Origin of the sequence: Cypionkella sp. (assembly GCF_034376685.1) — a bacterium.
Classification (GTDB): domain Bacteria; phylum Pseudomonadota; class Alphaproteobacteria; order Rhodobacterales; family Rhodobacteraceae; genus Cypionkella.
In genome coordinates this window covers 1-16,743 of record NZ_JAXMJJ010000085.1, presented here as the reverse complement: position 1 = coordinate 16,743, position 16,743 = coordinate 1, and the positions used below count along the sequence as shown (strand labels likewise).

At 64.1% G+C, this 16,743-nt stretch carries 16 protein-coding genes; 8 read left to right on the top strand and 8 right to left on the bottom strand.

The features are described 5' to 3' along the window. The first annotated feature begins 196 nt into the window (after positions 1 to 196). The 6 genes from U1A24_RS16310 (at position 197) to U1A24_RS16285 (ending at position 6,808) form a co-directional block, all read left to right on the top strand. Complete coding sequence (locus tag U1A24_RS16310) at positions 197 to 1,507, top strand: FAD-dependent oxidoreductase (RefSeq protein ID WP_322323040.1); 1,311 nt, start codon at positions 197 to 199, stop codon at positions 1,505 to 1,507. A 114-nt stretch (positions 1,508 to 1,621) separates the two neighbouring features. Next, positions 1,622 to 2,755, top strand: coding sequence for a DSD1 family PLP-dependent enzyme (locus U1A24_RS16305; RefSeq protein WP_322323039.1), 1,134 nt, complete (start codon positions 1,622 to 1,624; stop codon positions 2,753 to 2,755). After that, positions 2,755 to 3,150, top strand: coding sequence for a RidA family protein (locus U1A24_RS16300; RefSeq protein ID WP_322323038.1), 396 nt, complete (start codon positions 2,755 to 2,757; stop codon positions 3,148 to 3,150). Before U1A24_RS16305 ends, U1A24_RS16300 begins: the two co-directional genes overlap by 1 nt. Before the next feature lie 76 nt (positions 3,151 to 3,226). Next, complete coding sequence (locus U1A24_RS16295; RefSeq protein WP_322323037.1) at positions 3,227 to 4,048, top strand: GNAT family N-acetyltransferase; 822 nt, start codon at positions 3,227 to 3,229, stop codon at positions 4,046 to 4,048. A 10-nt stretch (positions 4,049 to 4,058) separates the two neighbouring features. Next, on the top strand, positions 4,059 to 5,336 hold the full coding sequence (locus U1A24_RS16290) for an FAD-binding oxidoreductase (protein WP_322323036.1): 1,278 nt from the start codon (positions 4,059 to 4,061) through the stop codon (positions 5,334 to 5,336). 41 nt (positions 5,337 to 5,377) lie between these two features. After that, a complete protein-coding gene (locus tag U1A24_RS16285) occupies positions 5,378 to 6,808 on the top strand; it encodes an aldehyde dehydrogenase family protein (RefSeq protein WP_322323035.1) in 1,431 nt (476 codons plus the stop codon). A 42-nt stretch (positions 6,809 to 6,850) separates the two neighbouring features. On the opposite strand, the gene U1A24_RS16280 is transcribed toward U1A24_RS16285, so the two are convergent. The 6 genes from U1A24_RS16280 to U1A24_RS16255 are packed head-to-tail and all read right to left on the bottom strand — an operon-like array spanning position 6,851 to position 12,715. Then, positions 6,851 to 7,762, bottom strand: coding sequence for a glyoxylate/hydroxypyruvate reductase A (locus tag U1A24_RS16280; protein WP_322323034.1), 912 nt, complete (start codon positions 7,760 to 7,762; stop codon positions 6,851 to 6,853). After that, positions 7,762 to 9,138, bottom strand: coding sequence for an aspartate aminotransferase family protein (locus U1A24_RS16275; protein WP_322323033.1), 1,377 nt, complete (start codon positions 9,136 to 9,138; stop codon positions 7,762 to 7,764). The genes U1A24_RS16280 and U1A24_RS16275 overlap by 1 nt, the downstream gene beginning before the upstream one ends. A gap of 18 nt (positions 9,139 to 9,156) precedes the next feature. Next, complete coding sequence (locus U1A24_RS16270; RefSeq protein ID WP_322323032.1) at positions 9,157 to 9,984, bottom strand: GNAT family N-acetyltransferase; 828 nt, start codon at positions 9,982 to 9,984, stop codon at positions 9,157 to 9,159. Positions 9,985 to 10,017: 33 nt separating this feature from the next. Continuing rightward, positions 10,018 to 10,155, bottom strand: coding sequence for a hypothetical protein (locus tag U1A24_RS16265; protein WP_322323031.1), 138 nt, complete (start codon positions 10,153 to 10,155; stop codon positions 10,018 to 10,020). 45 nt (positions 10,156 to 10,200) lie between these two features. After that, positions 10,201 to 11,676, bottom strand: coding sequence for an NAD-dependent succinate-semialdehyde dehydrogenase (locus U1A24_RS16260; RefSeq protein ID WP_322323030.1), 1,476 nt, complete (start codon positions 11,674 to 11,676; stop codon positions 10,201 to 10,203). A 10-nt stretch (positions 11,677 to 11,686) separates the two neighbouring features. Then, complete coding sequence (locus tag U1A24_RS16255; RefSeq protein ID WP_322323029.1) at positions 11,687 to 12,715, bottom strand: tartrate dehydrogenase; 1,029 nt, start codon at positions 12,713 to 12,715, stop codon at positions 11,687 to 11,689. Between the two features lie 265 nt (positions 12,716 to 12,980). On the opposite strand from U1A24_RS16255, the gene argE reads away from it, so the two are divergent. Further along, positions 12,981 to 14,102 carry an acetylornithine deacetylase gene (gene argE, locus U1A24_RS16250; RefSeq protein WP_322323028.1) on the top strand — a complete coding sequence of 374 codons (1,122 nt, stop codon included), beginning with the start codon at positions 12,981 to 12,983 and terminating at the stop codon, positions 14,100 to 14,102. 24 nt (positions 14,103 to 14,126) lie between these two features. Here the strand turns inward: argE and U1A24_RS16245 are convergent, their stop codons facing one another. Both U1A24_RS16245 and U1A24_RS16240 read right to left on the bottom strand, forming a co-directional pair. Beyond that, positions 14,127 to 14,480: a cupin domain-containing protein gene (locus U1A24_RS16245; RefSeq protein ID WP_322323027.1), complete on the bottom strand. Its 354-nt coding sequence runs from the start codon at positions 14,478 to 14,480 to the stop codon at positions 14,127 to 14,129. Positions 14,481 to 14,622: 142 nt separating this feature from the next. Beyond that, on the bottom strand, positions 14,623 to 15,102 hold the full coding sequence (locus U1A24_RS16240; protein WP_322323026.1) for an Lrp/AsnC family transcriptional regulator: 480 nt from the start codon (positions 15,100 to 15,102) through the stop codon (positions 14,623 to 14,625). A gap of 455 nt (positions 15,103 to 15,557) precedes the next feature. Between U1A24_RS16240 and U1A24_RS16235 the strand changes: the two genes are divergently transcribed. After that, positions 15,558 to 16,743: ABC transporter ATP-binding protein (locus U1A24_RS16235; RefSeq protein WP_322323025.1), on the top strand; the 1,186-nt coding region annotated here is incomplete at its 3' end.

Genomic DNA, 16,743 nt, shown 5'->3' with positions numbered 1-16,743 from the left:
AGGGCGCCGGATTCCCAAGAATCCTGTCGCCATAGATTTACGCTGCCCCATCCCTGCGGTTTGCGGCGGATGTTCGCAACAAGATGTCGCCAAAAGGTGCGTAAGCGGAGGATCCTGCCGCCGCCAAGCGGTCATTCTGTTCCGTGAGGGGACAATCAGCCGCCAGGGCCCAAATCCCGAAAGAGAAGTGACGCCGATGCCAGAACCCAAAGTCGCCGACAAGAACACGCCCTATTGGTGGGAGGCGGCGCCGGTCAAAGAGGTGTCGTCCCAACCCCTTGCCAAACAGCTTGACGTGGTGATCGTCGGGGCTGGCTATGCCGGGCTTTCCGCCGGGCTGGCACTGGCGCGTGCTGGGCGCTCGGTTGCGGCTTTCGATGCGATGAACCCGGGCGAAGGAGCCTCTACCCGCAACGGTGGCATGACCAGCGGCTCTATCCGCCCTGACAGCGCCACGATCAACCGACGCTTTGGCGAAGGCAAGGCGCTGGCGATAGAGGCCGAAGGCAAGGTGGCGCGTGAATTCCTGTATGACTTCATCGCGACTGAGGGCCTTGCATGCGATTTCAAGCAGGTTGGCTCCTTCAGCGGCGCCCTTGGGTTCGGACAGTATGAAACCAAGACCCGCGATGCCGAGGCTTTGGCAAAAAGGCTGGGGATTGAGGCCTATGCTGTGCCACATGCCGAGCAGCGCAATTATATCGGCACAGACTTTTACCGGGGTGGCACGGTCCGAAAGGATACCGGCGGTCTGCATCCGGCCAAGTTCCATGCCGAACTGCTGCGCGTGGCGCTTGCCGCCGGTCTGACGGTGCATTCAAACACGCCGATCATGTCGATTGACCGTGATGTCAGCGGCTTTCGGGTCACCACGGCGGTGGGGGTGGTGAAGGCGCGGCAAGTGCTGGTCTGCACCAATGGTTATACCGACGGCGCGGCGCCCTATCTGCGCCGCCGTCTTGTTCCGGTGCGCTCGCGCATGATCGCCACCGAAGAGCTTGCGCCCGAGATCATCACGCGGCTGATGCCAAAGCGGATGATGGTCGGTGAGGGCCGCGAGCTTGGCTTTTACTACCGCCCCTCTCCGGATGGAAAACGCATTCTTTTGGGCGGGCGCGACAGTTCGCGGACGGGTGATCCTGCCGCCCCGACGCTGCGCCTGCGCCGGGGGCTGATCGAGTTGTTCCCCGAGCTGGAGGGGGTTCGGCTGACCCATAGCTGGTTCGGCAATGTGGCGATGAACCGCGACATGCTGCCCCGGATATTTGAGAAGAATGGCGTGGTCTATGCCACCGGCTTTTGCGGGTCGGGGGTCGTCTGGGCGCCGTGGCTTGGCACGCGCGCGGCGCATAAACTGATGGGTCAGACCGATCAGGCCGAAAGCGCCTTTGATTTCCGCCCGCCCGCCGCCGTCCCGCTCTACCGTGGCAATCCGTGGTTCATGCCGGCGGTGATCCAGGGCTACGCATTGCAGGACCGAATAGCCTGGTCGCGCCACAGCCGATGACGGGCGCGATTGCGCGAACTTGACCAATGAAGCCGCCCCTGACTGCCGAACTTGCCTCCTCTCAAACGCGGAAATGAAAAAATGTCCCTGCTGCAAGAAACGACCCAGACTGAGATGACCCTGGATAACGTGGGAACGCCCTGCCTCGTTCTCGACTGCAACCGCATGGACCGCAACGTGGCGCGGCTGCGCGAGAGGATGAATGGCCTTGGTGCCACCCTGCGACCGCACCTCAAGACCGCCAAATCGCCCGATGCGGCACGGCGGGTGATGACCACGGCGGCGGGCCCGGCGACGGTCTCGACGCTGAAGGAGGCCGAGGAATTCGCCGCCGCTGGCGTCACCGACATCACCTATGCGGTGGGCATCGCCCCCGACAAATTGAACCGCGTTCTGGCGCTGCGGGCATCGGGGGTGGATCTGGCGGTGACGCTTGATACCGTGGCGCAGGCGAGGGCTGTCGCCGAAGCCTCGCGCACATCCGGTGATGCCATTCCGGCGCTGATCGAGATCGACTGCGATGGACACCGCTCCGGCGTGCTGCCGGGCGACCGCAACCGGCTGCTGGCCATTGCTGAGGCGCTGGAAGCCGGTGCCAAGCTGCGCGGAGTGCTGACCCATGCCGGCGACAGCTATGGCGCGCGCGGTGCTAAAGCCCTGCGCGCCTGCGCCGAGGGCGAGCGGGCCAGCGTGGTCGAGGCTGCCGCGATCCTGCGCGAGGCCGGACACGCGTGCCCGGTGGTCAGCGTCGGCTCTACCCCCACTGCGCATTTCGCCGAAAACCTTGACGGCGTGACCGAAATGCGGGCTGGGGTCTTTGTGTTTTTCGATCTGGTCATGGCTGGGATCGGCGTTTGCCAGATCGACGATATTGCGATTTCCGTGCTGGCTACGGTGATCGGGCACCAGCCGGAGAAGGGCTGGATTCTGGTAGATGCCGGCTGGATGGCGATGTCGCGGGACCGTGGCACGTCGAAACAGGCGGTCGATCAGGGCTATGGGCTGGTGTGCGATAGAGACGGCACTCCATTGGCCGATCTGATCATGGCCGATGCCAATCAGGAGCATGGCATCCTCGCCCTTCGACCCGGGTCCGGCGCCACACAGCCCGATCTGCCCATCGGCACCCGCCTGCGCATCCTGCCCAACCACGCCTGCGCCACGGGTGCCCAGCATGACCGCTACCATGTCCTGCAGAGCGGCAGCCGCAACATTGACGCCATCTGGCCACGTTTCGGAGGCTGGTGATGAACGCTATGCACATTACCCCGATCTCGACCCCGAATGCCCCCGCCGCTGCGGGTCACTACGTGCAGGCGATCACGCATGCCGGGCTGGTCTATGTTTCGGGCCAGCTGCCCGTCGCCCCTGACGGCAGCCACCATCCGGAGGCGGATTTTGAAACACAGGCGCGGCAGGCGATCCATAATCTGATCGCGGTGGCCGCAGCCGCCGGTGCATCGGTTGAAGACCTGCTCAAGGTGACGGTCTACATTGTCGATGTCGCCAACTGGCCGCGCTTCAACGCCGTCTATGCGCAGATGCTGGGCAATGTGCGCCCGGCGCGCTCGGTCGTGCCGGTGCCCGAGCTGCACTACGGCTATCTGGTCGAGATCGACGCCATCGCCGCCTGCAAGGCCTGAGGAGATACCCGTGAATTCCATCTTGCAACCAGGCACCCAGTCTCCCGAAGCCCGACCTTCCATTACCCTGCGCCGGATGACTGGTGATGCGCGCGATCTGGAAAGCGCGCTGCAGCTGTCGCGTGGGGCGGGCTGGGCGTATCGGTTGGAGGATTGGCGCATCGCTCAGACGCTGGGGCAGGGGGTGCTGGCCGAGGCGGAGGAACGGGTGATCGGATCGGCGCTTTGCTGGCCCTATGGTGACGGTTTTGCCACCTGCGGCAGCATTATCGTGGCACCGTCTATGCAAGGACGCGGGCTCGGACGGGCGCTGCTGACACGTCTGCTGGAATTGACCGGCGACCGCGCTGTCCTGCTGAACTCCACCGCCGAGGGTATGCGGTTGTACCAGAGCTTTGGGTTCAGGGCCGTCGGCACCGTCCACCAGCATCGGGGCCGAATTCCTGCGGGTCCGGGCAAAAGGGGCGCCAGCCGCCATGTCCGCACTGCCACCGCCAACGATCTGCCTGCGGTTGCGCAGATGGACCAGCGCGCATTGGGGGCCGGGCGTGGCAGCATGATCGCGGTGTTCTTCGAGATTAGCAGCGTCGCCGTGATGGAACGGGATGGCCGGGTGCAGGGCTATGCGATCTGCCGTCCCTTTGGCGAGGGCCGCGTAATCGGGCCGGTGGTCGCGGCCGGGGCAGAGGATGCCAAGGCGCTGATCAGCCATTTCCTGAACGGCAATGACGGCCAGACCCTGCGTATCGACATCGGCGGCGACAGCGGGCTTGGCCCGTGGCTGGCGGCACAGGGTCTGCCCGAGGTCGATCAGGTCACCACCATGATCCGGGGGCAGCGCCCCGCAATTTCAGGGCCAGAGCGGATTTTTGCTCTGGCCAGTCAATCCTTTGGCTGAGGTAGCATCCATGAAACTCGTTCCCTACTGGCACGACACGGCTCCGGAATTCCTTGGCACCGAAAAGGGGCCGGTGGAAGGTGACTATGACGTGGCCGTGGTTGGCGGCGGCTTTACCGGCCTCTCCGCCGCCATTGCGCTGGCGAGGAAGGGTGCGAGCGTCGTCCTTCTGGAAGCTGATCGAATTGGCGGCTGCGCCTCGGGGCGCAACGGCGGCATGTGCAACAACGGCTTTGCGCAGGACTATGCCGGCATGGTCGGCAAGCTGGGCGCAGAGACCGCGCTTCGGCTGTATCAAAGCTTCAACACTGCGGTTGATACGGTCGAAACCCTGATCCGCGAGGAAGGCATCGACTGCAATTTCCAGCGGGTCGGCAAACTGAAGATGGCCGCCAAGCCCGCGCATTACGACAAGCTGGTGCGTTCCCACGCGCTGATGGTGCAGGGGGCCGACCCGGATGCGCGGCTGGTGTCGCGCGCCGACATGGGTGCCGAGGTTGGCACCGACCGCTATTTCGGCGGGCTGATCTTTCCGCGCGCCGCGCAGATGCACATGGGCAAATATGTGCATGGCCTCGCAACCGCCGCCGCCCGGCATGGCGCGTGGCTGCATGACAACAGCCCGGTGAGAGGCATCAAGCGGCTGAACGGCCAAGCCCACCGGCTGACCACGCCGCGCGGTTCGGTAAACGCCAGACAGGTGCTGCTGGCGACTGGCACGTCGGCTGTCGGCCCGCTGTCGTGGTTCCGCCGCCGCATCGTGCCGGTCGGGGCCTTCCTGATCGTCACCGAGCCCTTGTCCAAGGATCAGCTTGACGCTCTGGTGCCCGGCCGCCGCAACGCCACCGACACCCGCAACTTCGTCAGCTATTTTCGGGTCACGCCGGACAACCGGCTGCTGTTCGGCGGCCGCGCCCGCTTTGCCGGGTCCAACGCCAGTTCCGATGTCAAAAGCGGCGCGATCCTGCGGCGCTCGATGGTGGAGATATTCCCCAGTCTTGCGAATGCGCGGATCGACTACTGCTGGGGCGGCATGGTCGACATGACGGCCGACCGCCTGCCGCGCGCAGGCGAACGCGAGGGGTTGTTCTACTCTATGGGCTATTCCGGACACGGCACCCACATGGCGACCTACATGGGCCAGATCATGTCAGAGGTGATGGACGGCAACACCCGCGCCAACCCTTGGGGCGATTTCGACTGGCCGGCCATACCGGGGCATTTCGGCCCGCCATGGTTCCTGCCCTTTGTTGGCGCCTACTATAAGCTTCAGGACTATTTGCACTGATGTCAGGCACCGCCCTGCAACGAAGGAGACCCGGCGTGGACATGACCAGAACTCAGCAATTCTATATCGATGGCGCTTGGGTCGACCCAGCAACGGCGGGCGTCATTGCCTTTGTTGATCCGGCGACGGAAATGCAGATCGGCACCATCGCTGCCGGTACTGCTGCCGACGTTGACCGTGCTGTTGAGGCGTCGCGTCGGGCATTCGTCAGCTTTTCCCTGACGACACCGGCAGAACGCCGTGCCCTGCTGATGCGCATACTGGCGCTGCTGGAGTCGCGCGCCGAGGAACTGGCGCAGGCTATGACGCTGGAAATGGGCACGGCAATTGCCTTCTCCCGTTCTGCGCAGGTGCCTTTTGGCATCGCCCATATCCGCGCCGCAATCGAGGTGCTGGCGGACTATCCATTCATCGCTCTGCGGGGACCAACGGCCATTGTCCGCGAACCGATCGGAGTTTGCGGCCTGATCACGCCTTGGAACTGGCCACTTTACCAGATCACCGCCAAGGTCGCCCCTGCCATCGCTGCTGGCTGCACCGTGGTCTTGAAGCCCAGCGAAATGTCGCCGCTGAGCGCGCTGGTCTTCGCACAGATCATGCATGACGCGGGCACCCCGGCCGGGGTCTTCAATATGGTCAATGGCACCGGGCCTGAGGTCGGTGCTGCCATTGCGTCGCATCCGGGCATCGACATGGTCTCGATCACAGGCTCGGTGCGCGCCGGGGTGCTGGTGGCACAGACCGCCGCCGTGACGGTCAAGCGCGTGGTGCAGGAACTGGGCGGGAAATCGCCCAACATCCTGTTGCCCGACGCCGATTTTGCCCGGGTTGTGCCGCTTGGCATCGCCTCGGCCCTGCGCAATGTCGGCCAGTCGTGCAGCGCGCCGACCCGCATGATCGTCCCAGTCGAGCGGCTGGCCGAGGTGGAGGCGTTGGCCCGCACCCATGCCGCCGCCATTGTCGTCGGCAATCCGGGCGATCCGGCGACAACCATGGGCCCCATCGCCAACCGCGCGCAGTTTGACCGGGTACAGCAGATGATCCGCATCGGCATAGACGAAGGGGCTCGGCTGATCTGTGGCGGGCTGGGGCATCCAGAGGGCGTCACGCGCGGGCTTTATGCGCGGCCGACGATCTTCTCGGGTGTTGCGACCGGCATGCGTATTGCCCAAGAGGAGATCTTTGGACCGGTGCTGTGCATCCTGCCCTATGCGACTGAGGACGAGGCCATCGCCATCGCCAATGACACGGTCTTTGGTCTGGGCGGCCATGTGCAATCCGCCGATCTGGACCGCGCCCGTCGCGTGGCGCTCCGGGTCAGGTCCGGTCAGGTGCATATCAACCACCCCGCATGGGACGCCCACGCCGCTTTTGGCGGCTACAAGCAATCCGGCAATGGTCGTGAATACGGCGTCTTCGGAATGGAAGAATGCCTCGAGACCAAGTCCATCCTCGGATACAATCCGGCTTGAACTGGCAAGGCAGGCGGCGCGGTTCCATCGCGCCGCCGGTCGTCAGTAGCCGCGTGTCCGGTCTACCAGCCCCGGAATCGCATCTCCGGCCAGATCGGCGCGGATCGCTGCAATCACATGCAGCGCGCCGTCGCCGGGCCGGGTCTGGCAAGCGATATGCGGTGTCAGGATCACTTGCGGATGCGACCAGAGCGGGTGTCCCTGTGGCAAAGGCTCGGGTGCTGTCACATCCAGAACCGTTGCCGACAGTTGCCCCGTGTTCAGTGCCGCGATCAGCGCGTCATGGTCCAGCTGCCGTCCACGCCCGGCATGTACCAGCCGTGCCCCGTGCGGCAGACGGGCAAACAGCTTTGCATCAAGGATATTCTCTGTCTCCGGCGTCAGCGGCAGCAGGCAGATCAACAGATCGGTGCGGGCCAGAAACACGTCCAGATCGGTGAAGCAGTCCACCCCCTCGATCTGCTGTGCGCTCCGCGCCCAACCGGCAAGGGGAAAGCCGAACGGCCGAAGCGCCGCCAGTGCGGCCCGCCCCAGCTGGCCAAGGCCCATCACCCCGACCCGGCGCTCTGCGGCGGGCAGGTTGCGTCCGGCTTTCCACACCCCGGCGCGCTGCTGGCCCAGATAGGCGGGCAGGTCGCGGTGCAGGGCCAGCGTGGCCAGCGTGATGTATTCCTGCATCTGCTGCGGGATGCCCGGCTCCAGCATCCGCACCACGCCAACGCCGGGCGGCAGCGCCGCCAGATCGAACTGGTCCACACCGGCGCCAACCGAAATGATCAGCTGCAAGTTGCGGTAGCGCGCCAAATCGGTTGGAACCGTCCATGTGATCACCCAGCGCACCGCCAGCGGATCGGGAGCGTTGCCGATGTGAAAGGCGATGTGGGGCAGTGCTACGGCAAAGGCTGCACGAAACACCGCCCCGCGTTCGGGATCGGACAGATATAGGACGGCCATCAGCGCAGCACCCCCCGCACATCCGGGTCTTCCAGCGTCTGGTCCAATGTCAGCCGGGTACGCTCGACAATGGCGTCGATTTCATCGACGGTGCAGCACAGTGGGGGCGCATAGCCAAGCGTGCCATTGGCAAAGGCGCGGACCACCAACCCGTTTTGCCAGGCCCGGTCAAAGATCCGCGTTGCGGGCAGGGCGGCTACGGGCAGGGGGGTCTTTTTCGCTTTGTCGGTCACCAGCTCTACCGCCGCCAGCATGCCACGGCCCCGCACATCGCCCACCAGCGGATGGTCGGCCAGTGTCGCAAGCCCGGCCTGCAACCGCGCGCCCATGACGCTGCCATTGTCCAGAAGGCCACCTTCGTAAAGATCCAGCACCGCAAGCCCCACGGCCGCACTAACCGGATGTGCCGAATAGGTGAAGCCATGGCCAACCGCCGCTGATCCGGCATGATCGGCGATGGTCTGATAGATCCGGTCCGACAGGAACACCGCGCCCATCGGCAGATAGCCAGAGGTCAGGCCCTTGGCGGTGGTCAACATGTCGGGCACGATGCCCTCCTCGGTGCAGGCAAAAAGCGGGCCGGTGCGCCCGAAGGCCGTGATCACCTCGTCGGCGACGAACAGGATGTCGAGTTCAGTACAGACGGCGCGCATCGCGGCCATCCAGCCCGGTGGTGGCACTAGCACCCCGCCAGAGCCCTGTATCGGTTCTGCATAAAAGGCGGCGACCCGTTTCGCCCCACCGATCTGGTCCACCTTGGCGCGCAACTGCGCGACCGATGCCGCAATGATTGCCGCCGGATCAGTGCCCACAGGGTTGCGATAGACGCTATGCGAGGGGATCTTGTGCTGCCAGTCCAGCGGCATGCCAAAACCTGCATGGAACAGCGGCAGTGCTGTCAGCCCCGCCCCGACTGTGGACGATCCGTGATAGCCCTGTTCCAGAGAGATGAACTGATCCTTCTGCGACAATCCCCGGGCGTGCCAGTAGTACCGCGCAAAGCGCACGGTTGTATCCACCGCATCCGATCCGCCGAGGGTGAAATAGACATGGTCCAGATCGCCCGGCGCATGGTCGGCAAGCCGGGCGGCCAGCCGGATTGGCGGTTCCGAGCTGAGGCCGAAATAGGCAGTGGCATAGGGCAGATCGCGCAGTTGCTGTGTAGCAGCCTCGATCACCGATTCATGGCCGTAGCCCGCATTGACGCACCAAAGGCCGGAAAAGCCGTCGATCAGCGTCTGGCCGCTGGCATCGGTCACGGTGGCCCCCTTGGCCGAAGTCAGGATGCGGGCACCGGCCTGTTCATGACCGCGCCATGAGGCGACGGGGTGGACGAGATGCGCGCGGTCAAGTTCAATGAGGGAATTGCTGGACATTGGGTACTCCTGGAAGTTTCAGCCGAACGCCTGGGCCGCAAGGGCAAAGCACAGGAGGGGGACGACGGGCAGGGTAGTCCCGCCGCGTTGCATGGATATGCCGCCGCCCACCGGGGCTAGGCCTTGTGCGGTCAGCCAGGGGGCCAACCCCGCCGCCTCGGTGGTGTCGACGCGCAGAAAGCCGCCTTGTGCTTTGGTGATGAGGAAACTGATCAGCCGCTGTGCCATCTCGGCGGTTTCAGCGACCACCGGCCCCACCAGATCGCCCCGGCCAAAACGCCGCAGGCACGCGTAGCCGACAAGATCGTCGCCCTTGCGGATAACCGCCAACCGCCCCTCGATCATCAGCCGGACGAGAAGATCTCTACGGTCGGCTCCCGTTGCCTGCCGATCCAGCGTAGCAATGCCCTCCATATCCGCCGCGTCGGCCCAATCGACGCCGCTTGGCAGCGCTTGCGCCATGGGCACTCCTTGATGCTGCAGCACGCGGCCTGTCGCGACGAAGCCGAGTTTTTCATACAGCGGTAAGCCATCATCCGTCGCCGTCAGCCGCCATTCCGGCACCCCGACCTCGGCCATTGCGCGGGTCATCACTTGCCGGCCAAGCCCGCGTCCACGCATTCCTGCATCGACGATGATCATATTGGCCATCGCGACATCGCCAAAAGGTGTGGCCAGCGCCGTGCCAACCACGTTGCCCGCCGCCAGCGCCACGACGCCCCGGCTGAGGCGCGACAGCAACTGCCAATCCCCGCGCCGATGCGGCCAGCCCGCTTCCTGCGACAGGCGCAGCGCCCCCTCGAGATGTGCGGTTGCAAAGGTGTCGAATGTGATTGTGGCGGACATCGGGGCCTGCTTGCTGAACATGTTGCCCAGAATTTATGCGATCACGCGGCGCAGGTTCAGCGGCAGGCGGCGTTGTGGCACAATCTTTTGCTGTTCCGCCCCCGATCCGCCGCAGGAACTGCCAAGGAGCCAGGTATCGCCTATCCGCGCCATCATCGGTGTAATCCCCATGGTGGGTGATCACACCCGCCCGCGAACAAGGGCGGGTGTGACGGATCACAACCCGGCCATATGCAGGGACTTGGTCTCCAGATACTCGTCTATCCCGGCTCGCGCACCTTCGCGGCCCAGACCGGATTGCTTGACGCCGCCAAAGGGGGAAACGGCCATCGAGATCATGCCGGTGTTCAACCCGACCATGCCGAATTCCAATGCCTTACCGACCCGCCAGGCACGGGCATGGCTGTCGGTGTAGAAATAGGCAGCAAGGCCAAAGGGCGTGCCATTGGCGATGCGGACCGCCTGTTCCTCTGTCTCGAAGCGGAACAGCGGTGCCACCGGGCCAAAGGTTTCCTCCTGTGCCAGTTCCATCGCCTCGGTCGCTCCTGTCAGCACCATCGGCGCCGCATAGCGCCCGCCCGCGGGCACATCGGCCTGCGCCGCGATCACAGCACCCTTGGCCGTCGCATCCGCCACATGGCGGGCAATCTTGTCCAGCGCCGGGGCGTTGATCATCGGCCCGATATCGACCCCCGGGTCCAGCCCCGGGCCGACTTTCATCGCCCGCACCCGCGCGCCCAGCTTTTCGGCAAAGGCATCATAGACGCCCGCCTGCACGAGAATCCGGTTGGAACAGACGCAGGTCTGCCCGCCGTTACGGAATTTCGAGGCAATCGCGCCTTCGACTGCCGCATCAATATCGGCATCGTCAAACACCAGGAAAGGCGCGTTACCGCCCAGCTCAAGGCTCAGCCGTTTTACCGTGGGCGCACATTGCGCCATCAACAGCGAGCCGATCCGCGTCGATCCTGTAAACGACAGCTTGCGCACCACCGGGCTGGCGGTCAGTTCGGCCCCGATTTCGGCCGGCATGCCGGTGACGATGTTGATGACCCCGGCCGGGATTCCGGCGCGTTCGGCCAGCACGCCAAGCGCCAGCGCCGAGAAGGGCGTGAATTCGGATGGCTTGATCACCACCGTACAGCCTGCGGCCAGCGCCGGGGCCACCTTGCGGGTGATCATGGCATTGGGAAAGTTCCAGGGTGTCACGATGGCCGACACGCCGACCGGCTCTTTCATCACTACGATCTGGCGATCGCCGGCAGGCGAAGGGATCACCGAACCCTCGATGCGCCGGGCTTCTTCGGCGAACCATTTGACGAAACTTGCGCCATAGGTGATCTCGCCCCGCGCCTCGACCAAAGGTTTGCCCTGCTCTTGCGTCAGGATCAGCGCGAGGTCTTCGGCATGGGTTTCCATCAGCGCGAACCAGCGTTCAAGGGCTGCGGCGCGGGCGGCATGGGGCACATTGCGCCAGGACTGGAAGGCCAGTTCGGCGGCGGCGATGGCCTGCGCCGTCTCCTCCCCCGACATGTCGGGGACGGTGCCCAGAACGTGGCCCGTCGCCGGATCGTTGACCTCGACCACAGCGCCGCTGGCGGCGGGCAGCCATTGGCCGCCGATCAGCGCCGCTTGCCGGAACAGGCCGATATCTTTCAGCCCGGAGGGGCCGGTGAAAACCTTGGTATCCATGATGATTTCCTTACTCCAGTGCGGCCAGCACGGCCTTGGTTATGGTGTCGGTGCGGTCCTGCCCCGGCACGGTGCCGATGCCCCGCGCGGTGGTGGCCTCGAGTGCCGCCATGATCCGGGCGGCGGCAGCAGCCTCGCCAAGATGGTCCAGCATCATTGACACCGACCAGATCGCGGCAATCGGGTTGGCAATGCCGAGATGGGCAATGTCGGGGGCCGAGCCATGCACCGGCTCGAACATCGACGGGGCGGTGCGACCGGGGTTGATATTGGCCGAAGCAGCAAAACCAAGCCCGCCCTGTATGGCGGCACCCAGATCGGTCAGGATGTCGCCGAACAGGTTCGACGCCACCACGACATCCAGCGTTTCGGGGGCCATCACCATCCGCGCGCAGATCGCATCAACATGGTAATGGCTGACCGCGACATCCGGGTAATCAGCGGCGACGAGAGCGGTGATCTCGTCCCAGAACACCATGGAATGTTTCTGCGCATTGGATTTGGTGACCGAGGCCAGTTTGCCCCGCCGCAGCCGCGCCTGCTCAAACCCAAAGCGCAGGATGCGTTCCACCCCGACGCGGGTGAAGATCGCGGTTTCCACGGCCACCTCGTCGGGCGTGCCGACATGCACCCGGCCACCCGCGCCGGAATATTCGCCTTCGGTATTCTCGCGGATGCACAGGATGTCGAAACCTTCGCGGCGCAACGGCCCCTGTACGCCGGGCAGCAGGCGGTGCGGGCGGATGTTGGCATATTGCACAAAGGCCTTGCGGATCGGCAGCAGCAGCCCATGCAGCGAGACCGAATCCGGCACCCGCGCGGGCCAGCCGACCGCCCCAAGAAAGATGGCGTCAAACCCGCGCAGGGTTGCGATGCCTTCCTCGGGCATCATGCGGCCAGTCTGCAAATAATGGTCGCAGGACCATGGAAAACTGGTGCAGGCCAGCTCCGGTAGGGCCTTTTGCGCCACTTCTATGGCTGCTTCGGTCACCTGAGTACCAATGCCGTCTCCGGGGATCAGGGCGATGCGATAGGTCATGTGGGGCGGCCTCCGGTATAATGTGCTGGACGAAACTGTATCCGCGTTCCGTCCGCAGATTGCGCCGGGGGGCGCGTTGATGCAGACGATTGTGCCAATTGATGCTGCCGCCCCGCAATTCCCTGTGGCAAGGCCAGTTTCAACCGAAAGCGCCGCGCTGCCAGCATCGGCCACGGCTTCCGCAAGGAATTGCGCCGGAGCGGTGCGGTTCGGCAGCATCTGCGCCGGGCATCGGTGATGATGGGCCAAACCGCAGGAGCAAAAGATGACCCCCCAAGCAATCCTTGCCGATCTTGTCGCCATTGGAGTTCTGCCCGGTGCCCCCAATGCCCGTATGGCCGGCTATGTACAGGCCTATCTGGCGCGGTACGGCGTGGACTGCGCCGTATTGACCGGGCCAGAGGGCGACAGGGTCAATCTTTTCGCCACCATTGGCCCGCGCGACGTGCCGGGTTACATCCTGTCGGGGCATATGGATGTGGTGCCGGTTGCGGGGCAGGTCTGGACCTCGGACCCTTTCCGGCTGCGGGTTGAGGACGGACGGCTTTACGGGCGCGGCACCAGCGACATGAAGGGCTATCTTGCCTGCATGCTGGCGATGGTGCCCGCGTTTCAGGCGATGGCGCTGCGCCGGCCCATCCATCTGGCGTTTTCCTATGACGAGGAAATCGGCTGTCGCGGAGTCGGCCATATGATCGCGCGCTTGCCCGGCCTGTGCGCGCCGCCGCTTGGCTGCATCGTGGGCGAGCCGAGCGATTTGCAGCCTGTGCTGTCGCACAAGGGCAAGCAAGCGATGGAGTTGCGCATCAAGGGCCGCGCCGCGCACAGTTCGCAGCCCGATCTGGGGGTGAACGCAATCTATCCGGCGGCAGAGATCCTGCTGTTCATCCGCGATCTGGCGGCAAAGCTGGAAGCGGCGGGCCCGTTTGATCCACGTTTCCAGCCGCCCCATTCGACAGTGGTAGCCGGGGTGGTTCAGGGCGGGGCTGCGGTCAACATCATCCCCGATCAATGCGTGATCCAGATGGAAGTGCGCTCTGTGCCCGGGCAATCGCCGCAGGCGATCACAGCACAGGTTCTGGCCCGGCTGGCAGCGCTGCCGCAGGTGCAGGTCTCGTCTTGTGAGCTGAGTTCCTATCCGGCCCTGCCGCCGCCCGAAGACCGCGTTTTGGCCGATCTGCTGGAACGGTTGACCGGCAAGCTGGCGCTGCAATCGGTCAGCTATGGCACCGAAGCCGGGCTATTCCATGCCGCAGGGGTGCCGTCGATTATCTGTGGCCCGGGCTCGATCACCCGGGCGCATCGGCCCGATGAATACATTACCGTGGCCGAGCTGGAAGGGTGCTGCGCCATGCTGCGGCGACTGGGGCACCACGCGGCAAGCTAGGCTGCCGCGTGGGCCGGGCTGGCATCAGGCCACGGTCACATAGATCTTGCGCACCGTTTCGATGGTGCGCCAGGTGCCCACATAGCCGGGCTTCATCACAAAGCTGTCGCCCGTGCGGTAGATCACCGGCGGATGGCCGTTCTGCGTCAGCTCGACCACGCCTTCAAGGATGTGGCAGAATTCAAACGTTTCGCCCTTGATGGAATGGGTCAGGCCGGGGGTCGCCTTCCAGACGCCGGATTTGACAGTGCCGTTCTTGGCTTCGTCCATGGCCCAAGTGCTGAATTCAGGCGCGCCTTCGATCAGCCGCTCGGGCATCGGCAGTGCATGGGTGGGAGTAAAGGTCGGGTTATGGTCGATGGTTTTAAGTAGGGTCATGTCGATCTCCTTTGACACAGACATGATAGTCGCCCGGTGCAAGTCGCCGCCGCCGATGTCCGCCGCGCCAAAGCATATCCTGCCGAATACCGGCTGGCCCCAAGTGAAAACCACTTTCGCCAACCTGCCGGGCAATGGCCGGTCAGTCGCCGTGCACAAAGGAGTCCAGCGGCAGATGTGACTTCACTACCGGCGATTTCAGGATGACAAAGCTGAAATACTTGTCGATGCCGATCTCCATTTCGACCAGCCGTTCCATAATCGACTGATACTCCGAAATGCCGCCCGTCATGAACTTGACCAGATAGTCATAGCCGCCTGACACGAGGTGGCATTCGATTACCGCGTCCAGCTTTTCGACAGCGGTGATGAAACGGGCGAAATCGATCTGCCTGTGGTTTCTGAGGGTGATCTCGGTAAACACCGTCAGGCACTGCCCCAGCTTGCCAATGGCGATCTGCGCCGCATAGCCAGTGATATAACCCTCGGACTGCAGCTTTTTCACCCGCATCAGGCACGGGCTGGGCGACAGATGCACGAGGTCGGCCAATTCAACATTGGTGATGCGTCCATTCTTCTGCAACTCTGACAGAATTCTGACGTCGATCTTGTCCAGCTTCATGGTGGCCGTCCTTTTGATCTCGCCACGGCAGGGTGCGGGGCTGCAATCTTTGCATGCTGCATCCGGCCGGGTTGTTTGGCTGGGAGCTGTGCTGTCCCACGCTTTGCCATTCTAACAACTCAACGCAGGAGCGGTCGATGAAATTCGGCGTAGCGCAGAATTTTATGCGGCCTGATGCCCCCCGTTTGCGCGAATATGCGGCAGCACGCTGAAAGTCTGGTTAGGTGCAGATCGACGGGGCCTTGCAGCTAGATCGGGGTGGTTGGGTGCCGTAGCGTCAAGGCGGCCAGACCGCTATCGGGCAACCGTAGAATAAACTGCCTGACCAGCGCGTGTTATCAGTTGATCGTGCCGCCGGGGAGGCAGGTTTTGACGACTCTTCACCGCCGAATGCGTCAAACTCATGACGATCAAGACAACGTGGGCCGCAGAGCCACCGGCAGGGGAGAACGTCCATGAATGCAGGCATCCATGCCATCGCCGATCAGGACCCGGCGCTTTCGGTGCGCGGTTTGACGGTCAGTTTGCCGAAAGGGATGGAACGCACCACGGCGGTCAGTGACATATCCTTTGACCTGAAGCGCGGTCAGATCCTTTGCGTGATCGGGGAGTCCGGTTCGGGCAAGTCGGTGACCGCCAACACCGTAATGGGGCTTTTGCCCAAGGCGATCACCGTTACCAGCGGCTCAATCACTCTCGATGGCCGCGAGATCGTCGGCATGGGGCCGGAGGCGCTGCGCAGCCTGCGCGGCCGGGTGGTGTCGATGATCTTTCAGGATCCGCTTTCGGCACTGAACCCCCTGATGACAGTCGGGGCGCAGGTTGACGAGGCGATGCTCGCGCATGGCATCGGTACACCGACCTCGCGTCGCGAGCGGGCCATCGAACTGCTCACCGAGGTCGGATTGCCCGAGCCGGAGGTGATGTATCACCAATATCCGTTCCGCCTGTCGGGCGGGCAGCGGCAGCGGGTGATGATCGCCATGGCGCTATCGCTGGAGCCGTCGATCCTGATTGCCGACGAGCCGACGACCGCACTGGACGTCACCACACAGGCGCAGATTCTGGCACTGATCCGCGATATCCAGCGCCGCAAGAACATGAGCGTGATGTTCATCACCCATGATTTCGGTGTCGTGGCCGAGATTGCCGACAGCGTGGTCGTGATGGAAAAGGGCCATGTCGTGGAACAGGGCAGCGCGCATGACGTGCTGAAAAACCCGAAACACCCCTACACTCAGCGGCTGATCGCCGCCGTCCCGCATCTGACCGGGACAGACCGCGTGCCGATGCAGACAACGGCGACAGGTCCGGTGCTGAAGGTCGAGAACCTGGTCAAAACCTATCGCAGCGGCAGCAAGCTGTTTGGCACGCAGCGGGTCGTGCAGGCGGTGCGTGAGGTGTCGTTTGAACTCGCCCCCGGGCGGACACTGGGCGTTGTCGGGGAAAGCGGGTCGGGCAAATCCTCGCTTGGGAGGCTGTTGACCAAGCTGATGGACAGCGACGGCGGCCGCATCCTGTTCGAGGACCGCGATGTCGCGCCCTTGAGCGAGGGCGAGTTCCGCCCGATGCGGCAGCGCATGCAGATGATCTTTCAGGATCCCTTCGCCTCGCTGAACCCCCGCGCCACCATCGGGCGCA

Excerpts from the sequence above, each read along its gene's own strand:
- U1A24_RS16310 (WP_322323040.1), top strand. The coding sequence starts at position 197 with ATGCCAGAACCCAAAGTCGCCGACAAGAACACGCCCTATTGGTGGGAG.
- U1A24_RS16305 (WP_322323039.1), top strand. The coding sequence starts at position 1,622 with ATGACCCTGGATAACGTGGGAACGCCCTGCCTCGTTCTCGACTGCAAC.
- U1A24_RS16300 (WP_322323038.1), top strand. The coding sequence starts at position 2,755 with ATGAACGCTATGCACATTACCCCGATCTCGACCCCGAATGCCCCCGCC.
- U1A24_RS16295 (WP_322323037.1), top strand. The coding sequence starts at position 3,227 with ATGACTGGTGATGCGCGCGATCTGGAAAGCGCGCTGCAGCTGTCGCGT.
- U1A24_RS16290 (WP_322323036.1), top strand. The coding sequence starts at position 4,059 with ATGAAACTCGTTCCCTACTGGCACGACACGGCTCCGGAATTCCTTGGC.
- U1A24_RS16285 (WP_322323035.1), top strand. The coding sequence starts at position 5,378 with ATGACCAGAACTCAGCAATTCTATATCGATGGCGCTTGGGTCGACCCA.
- U1A24_RS16280 (WP_322323034.1), bottom strand. The coding sequence starts at position 7,762 with ATGGCCGTCCTATATCTGTCCGATCCCGAACGCGGGGCGGTGTTTCGT.
- U1A24_RS16275 (WP_322323033.1), bottom strand. The coding sequence starts at position 9,138 with ATGTCCAGCAATTCCCTCATTGAACTTGACCGCGCGCATCTCGTCCAC.
- U1A24_RS16270 (WP_322323032.1), bottom strand. The coding sequence starts at position 9,984 with ATGTCCGCCACAATCACATTCGACACCTTTGCAACCGCACATCTCGAG.
- U1A24_RS16265 (WP_322323031.1), bottom strand. The coding sequence starts at position 10,155 with ATGGGGATTACACCGATGATGGCGCGGATAGGCGATACCTGGCTCCTT.
- U1A24_RS16260 (WP_322323030.1), bottom strand. The coding sequence starts at position 11,676 with ATGGATACCAAGGTTTTCACCGGCCCCTCCGGGCTGAAAGATATCGGC.
- U1A24_RS16255 (WP_322323029.1), bottom strand. The coding sequence starts at position 12,715 with ATGACCTATCGCATCGCCCTGATCCCCGGAGACGGCATTGGTACTCAG.
- argE (WP_322323028.1), top strand. The coding sequence starts at position 12,981 with ATGACCCCCCAAGCAATCCTTGCCGATCTTGTCGCCATTGGAGTTCTG.
- U1A24_RS16245 (WP_322323027.1), bottom strand. The coding sequence starts at position 14,480 with ATGACCCTACTTAAAACCATCGACCATAACCCGACCTTTACTCCCACC.
- U1A24_RS16240 (WP_322323026.1), bottom strand. The coding sequence starts at position 15,102 with ATGAAGCTGGACAAGATCGACGTCAGAATTCTGTCAGAGTTGCAGAAG.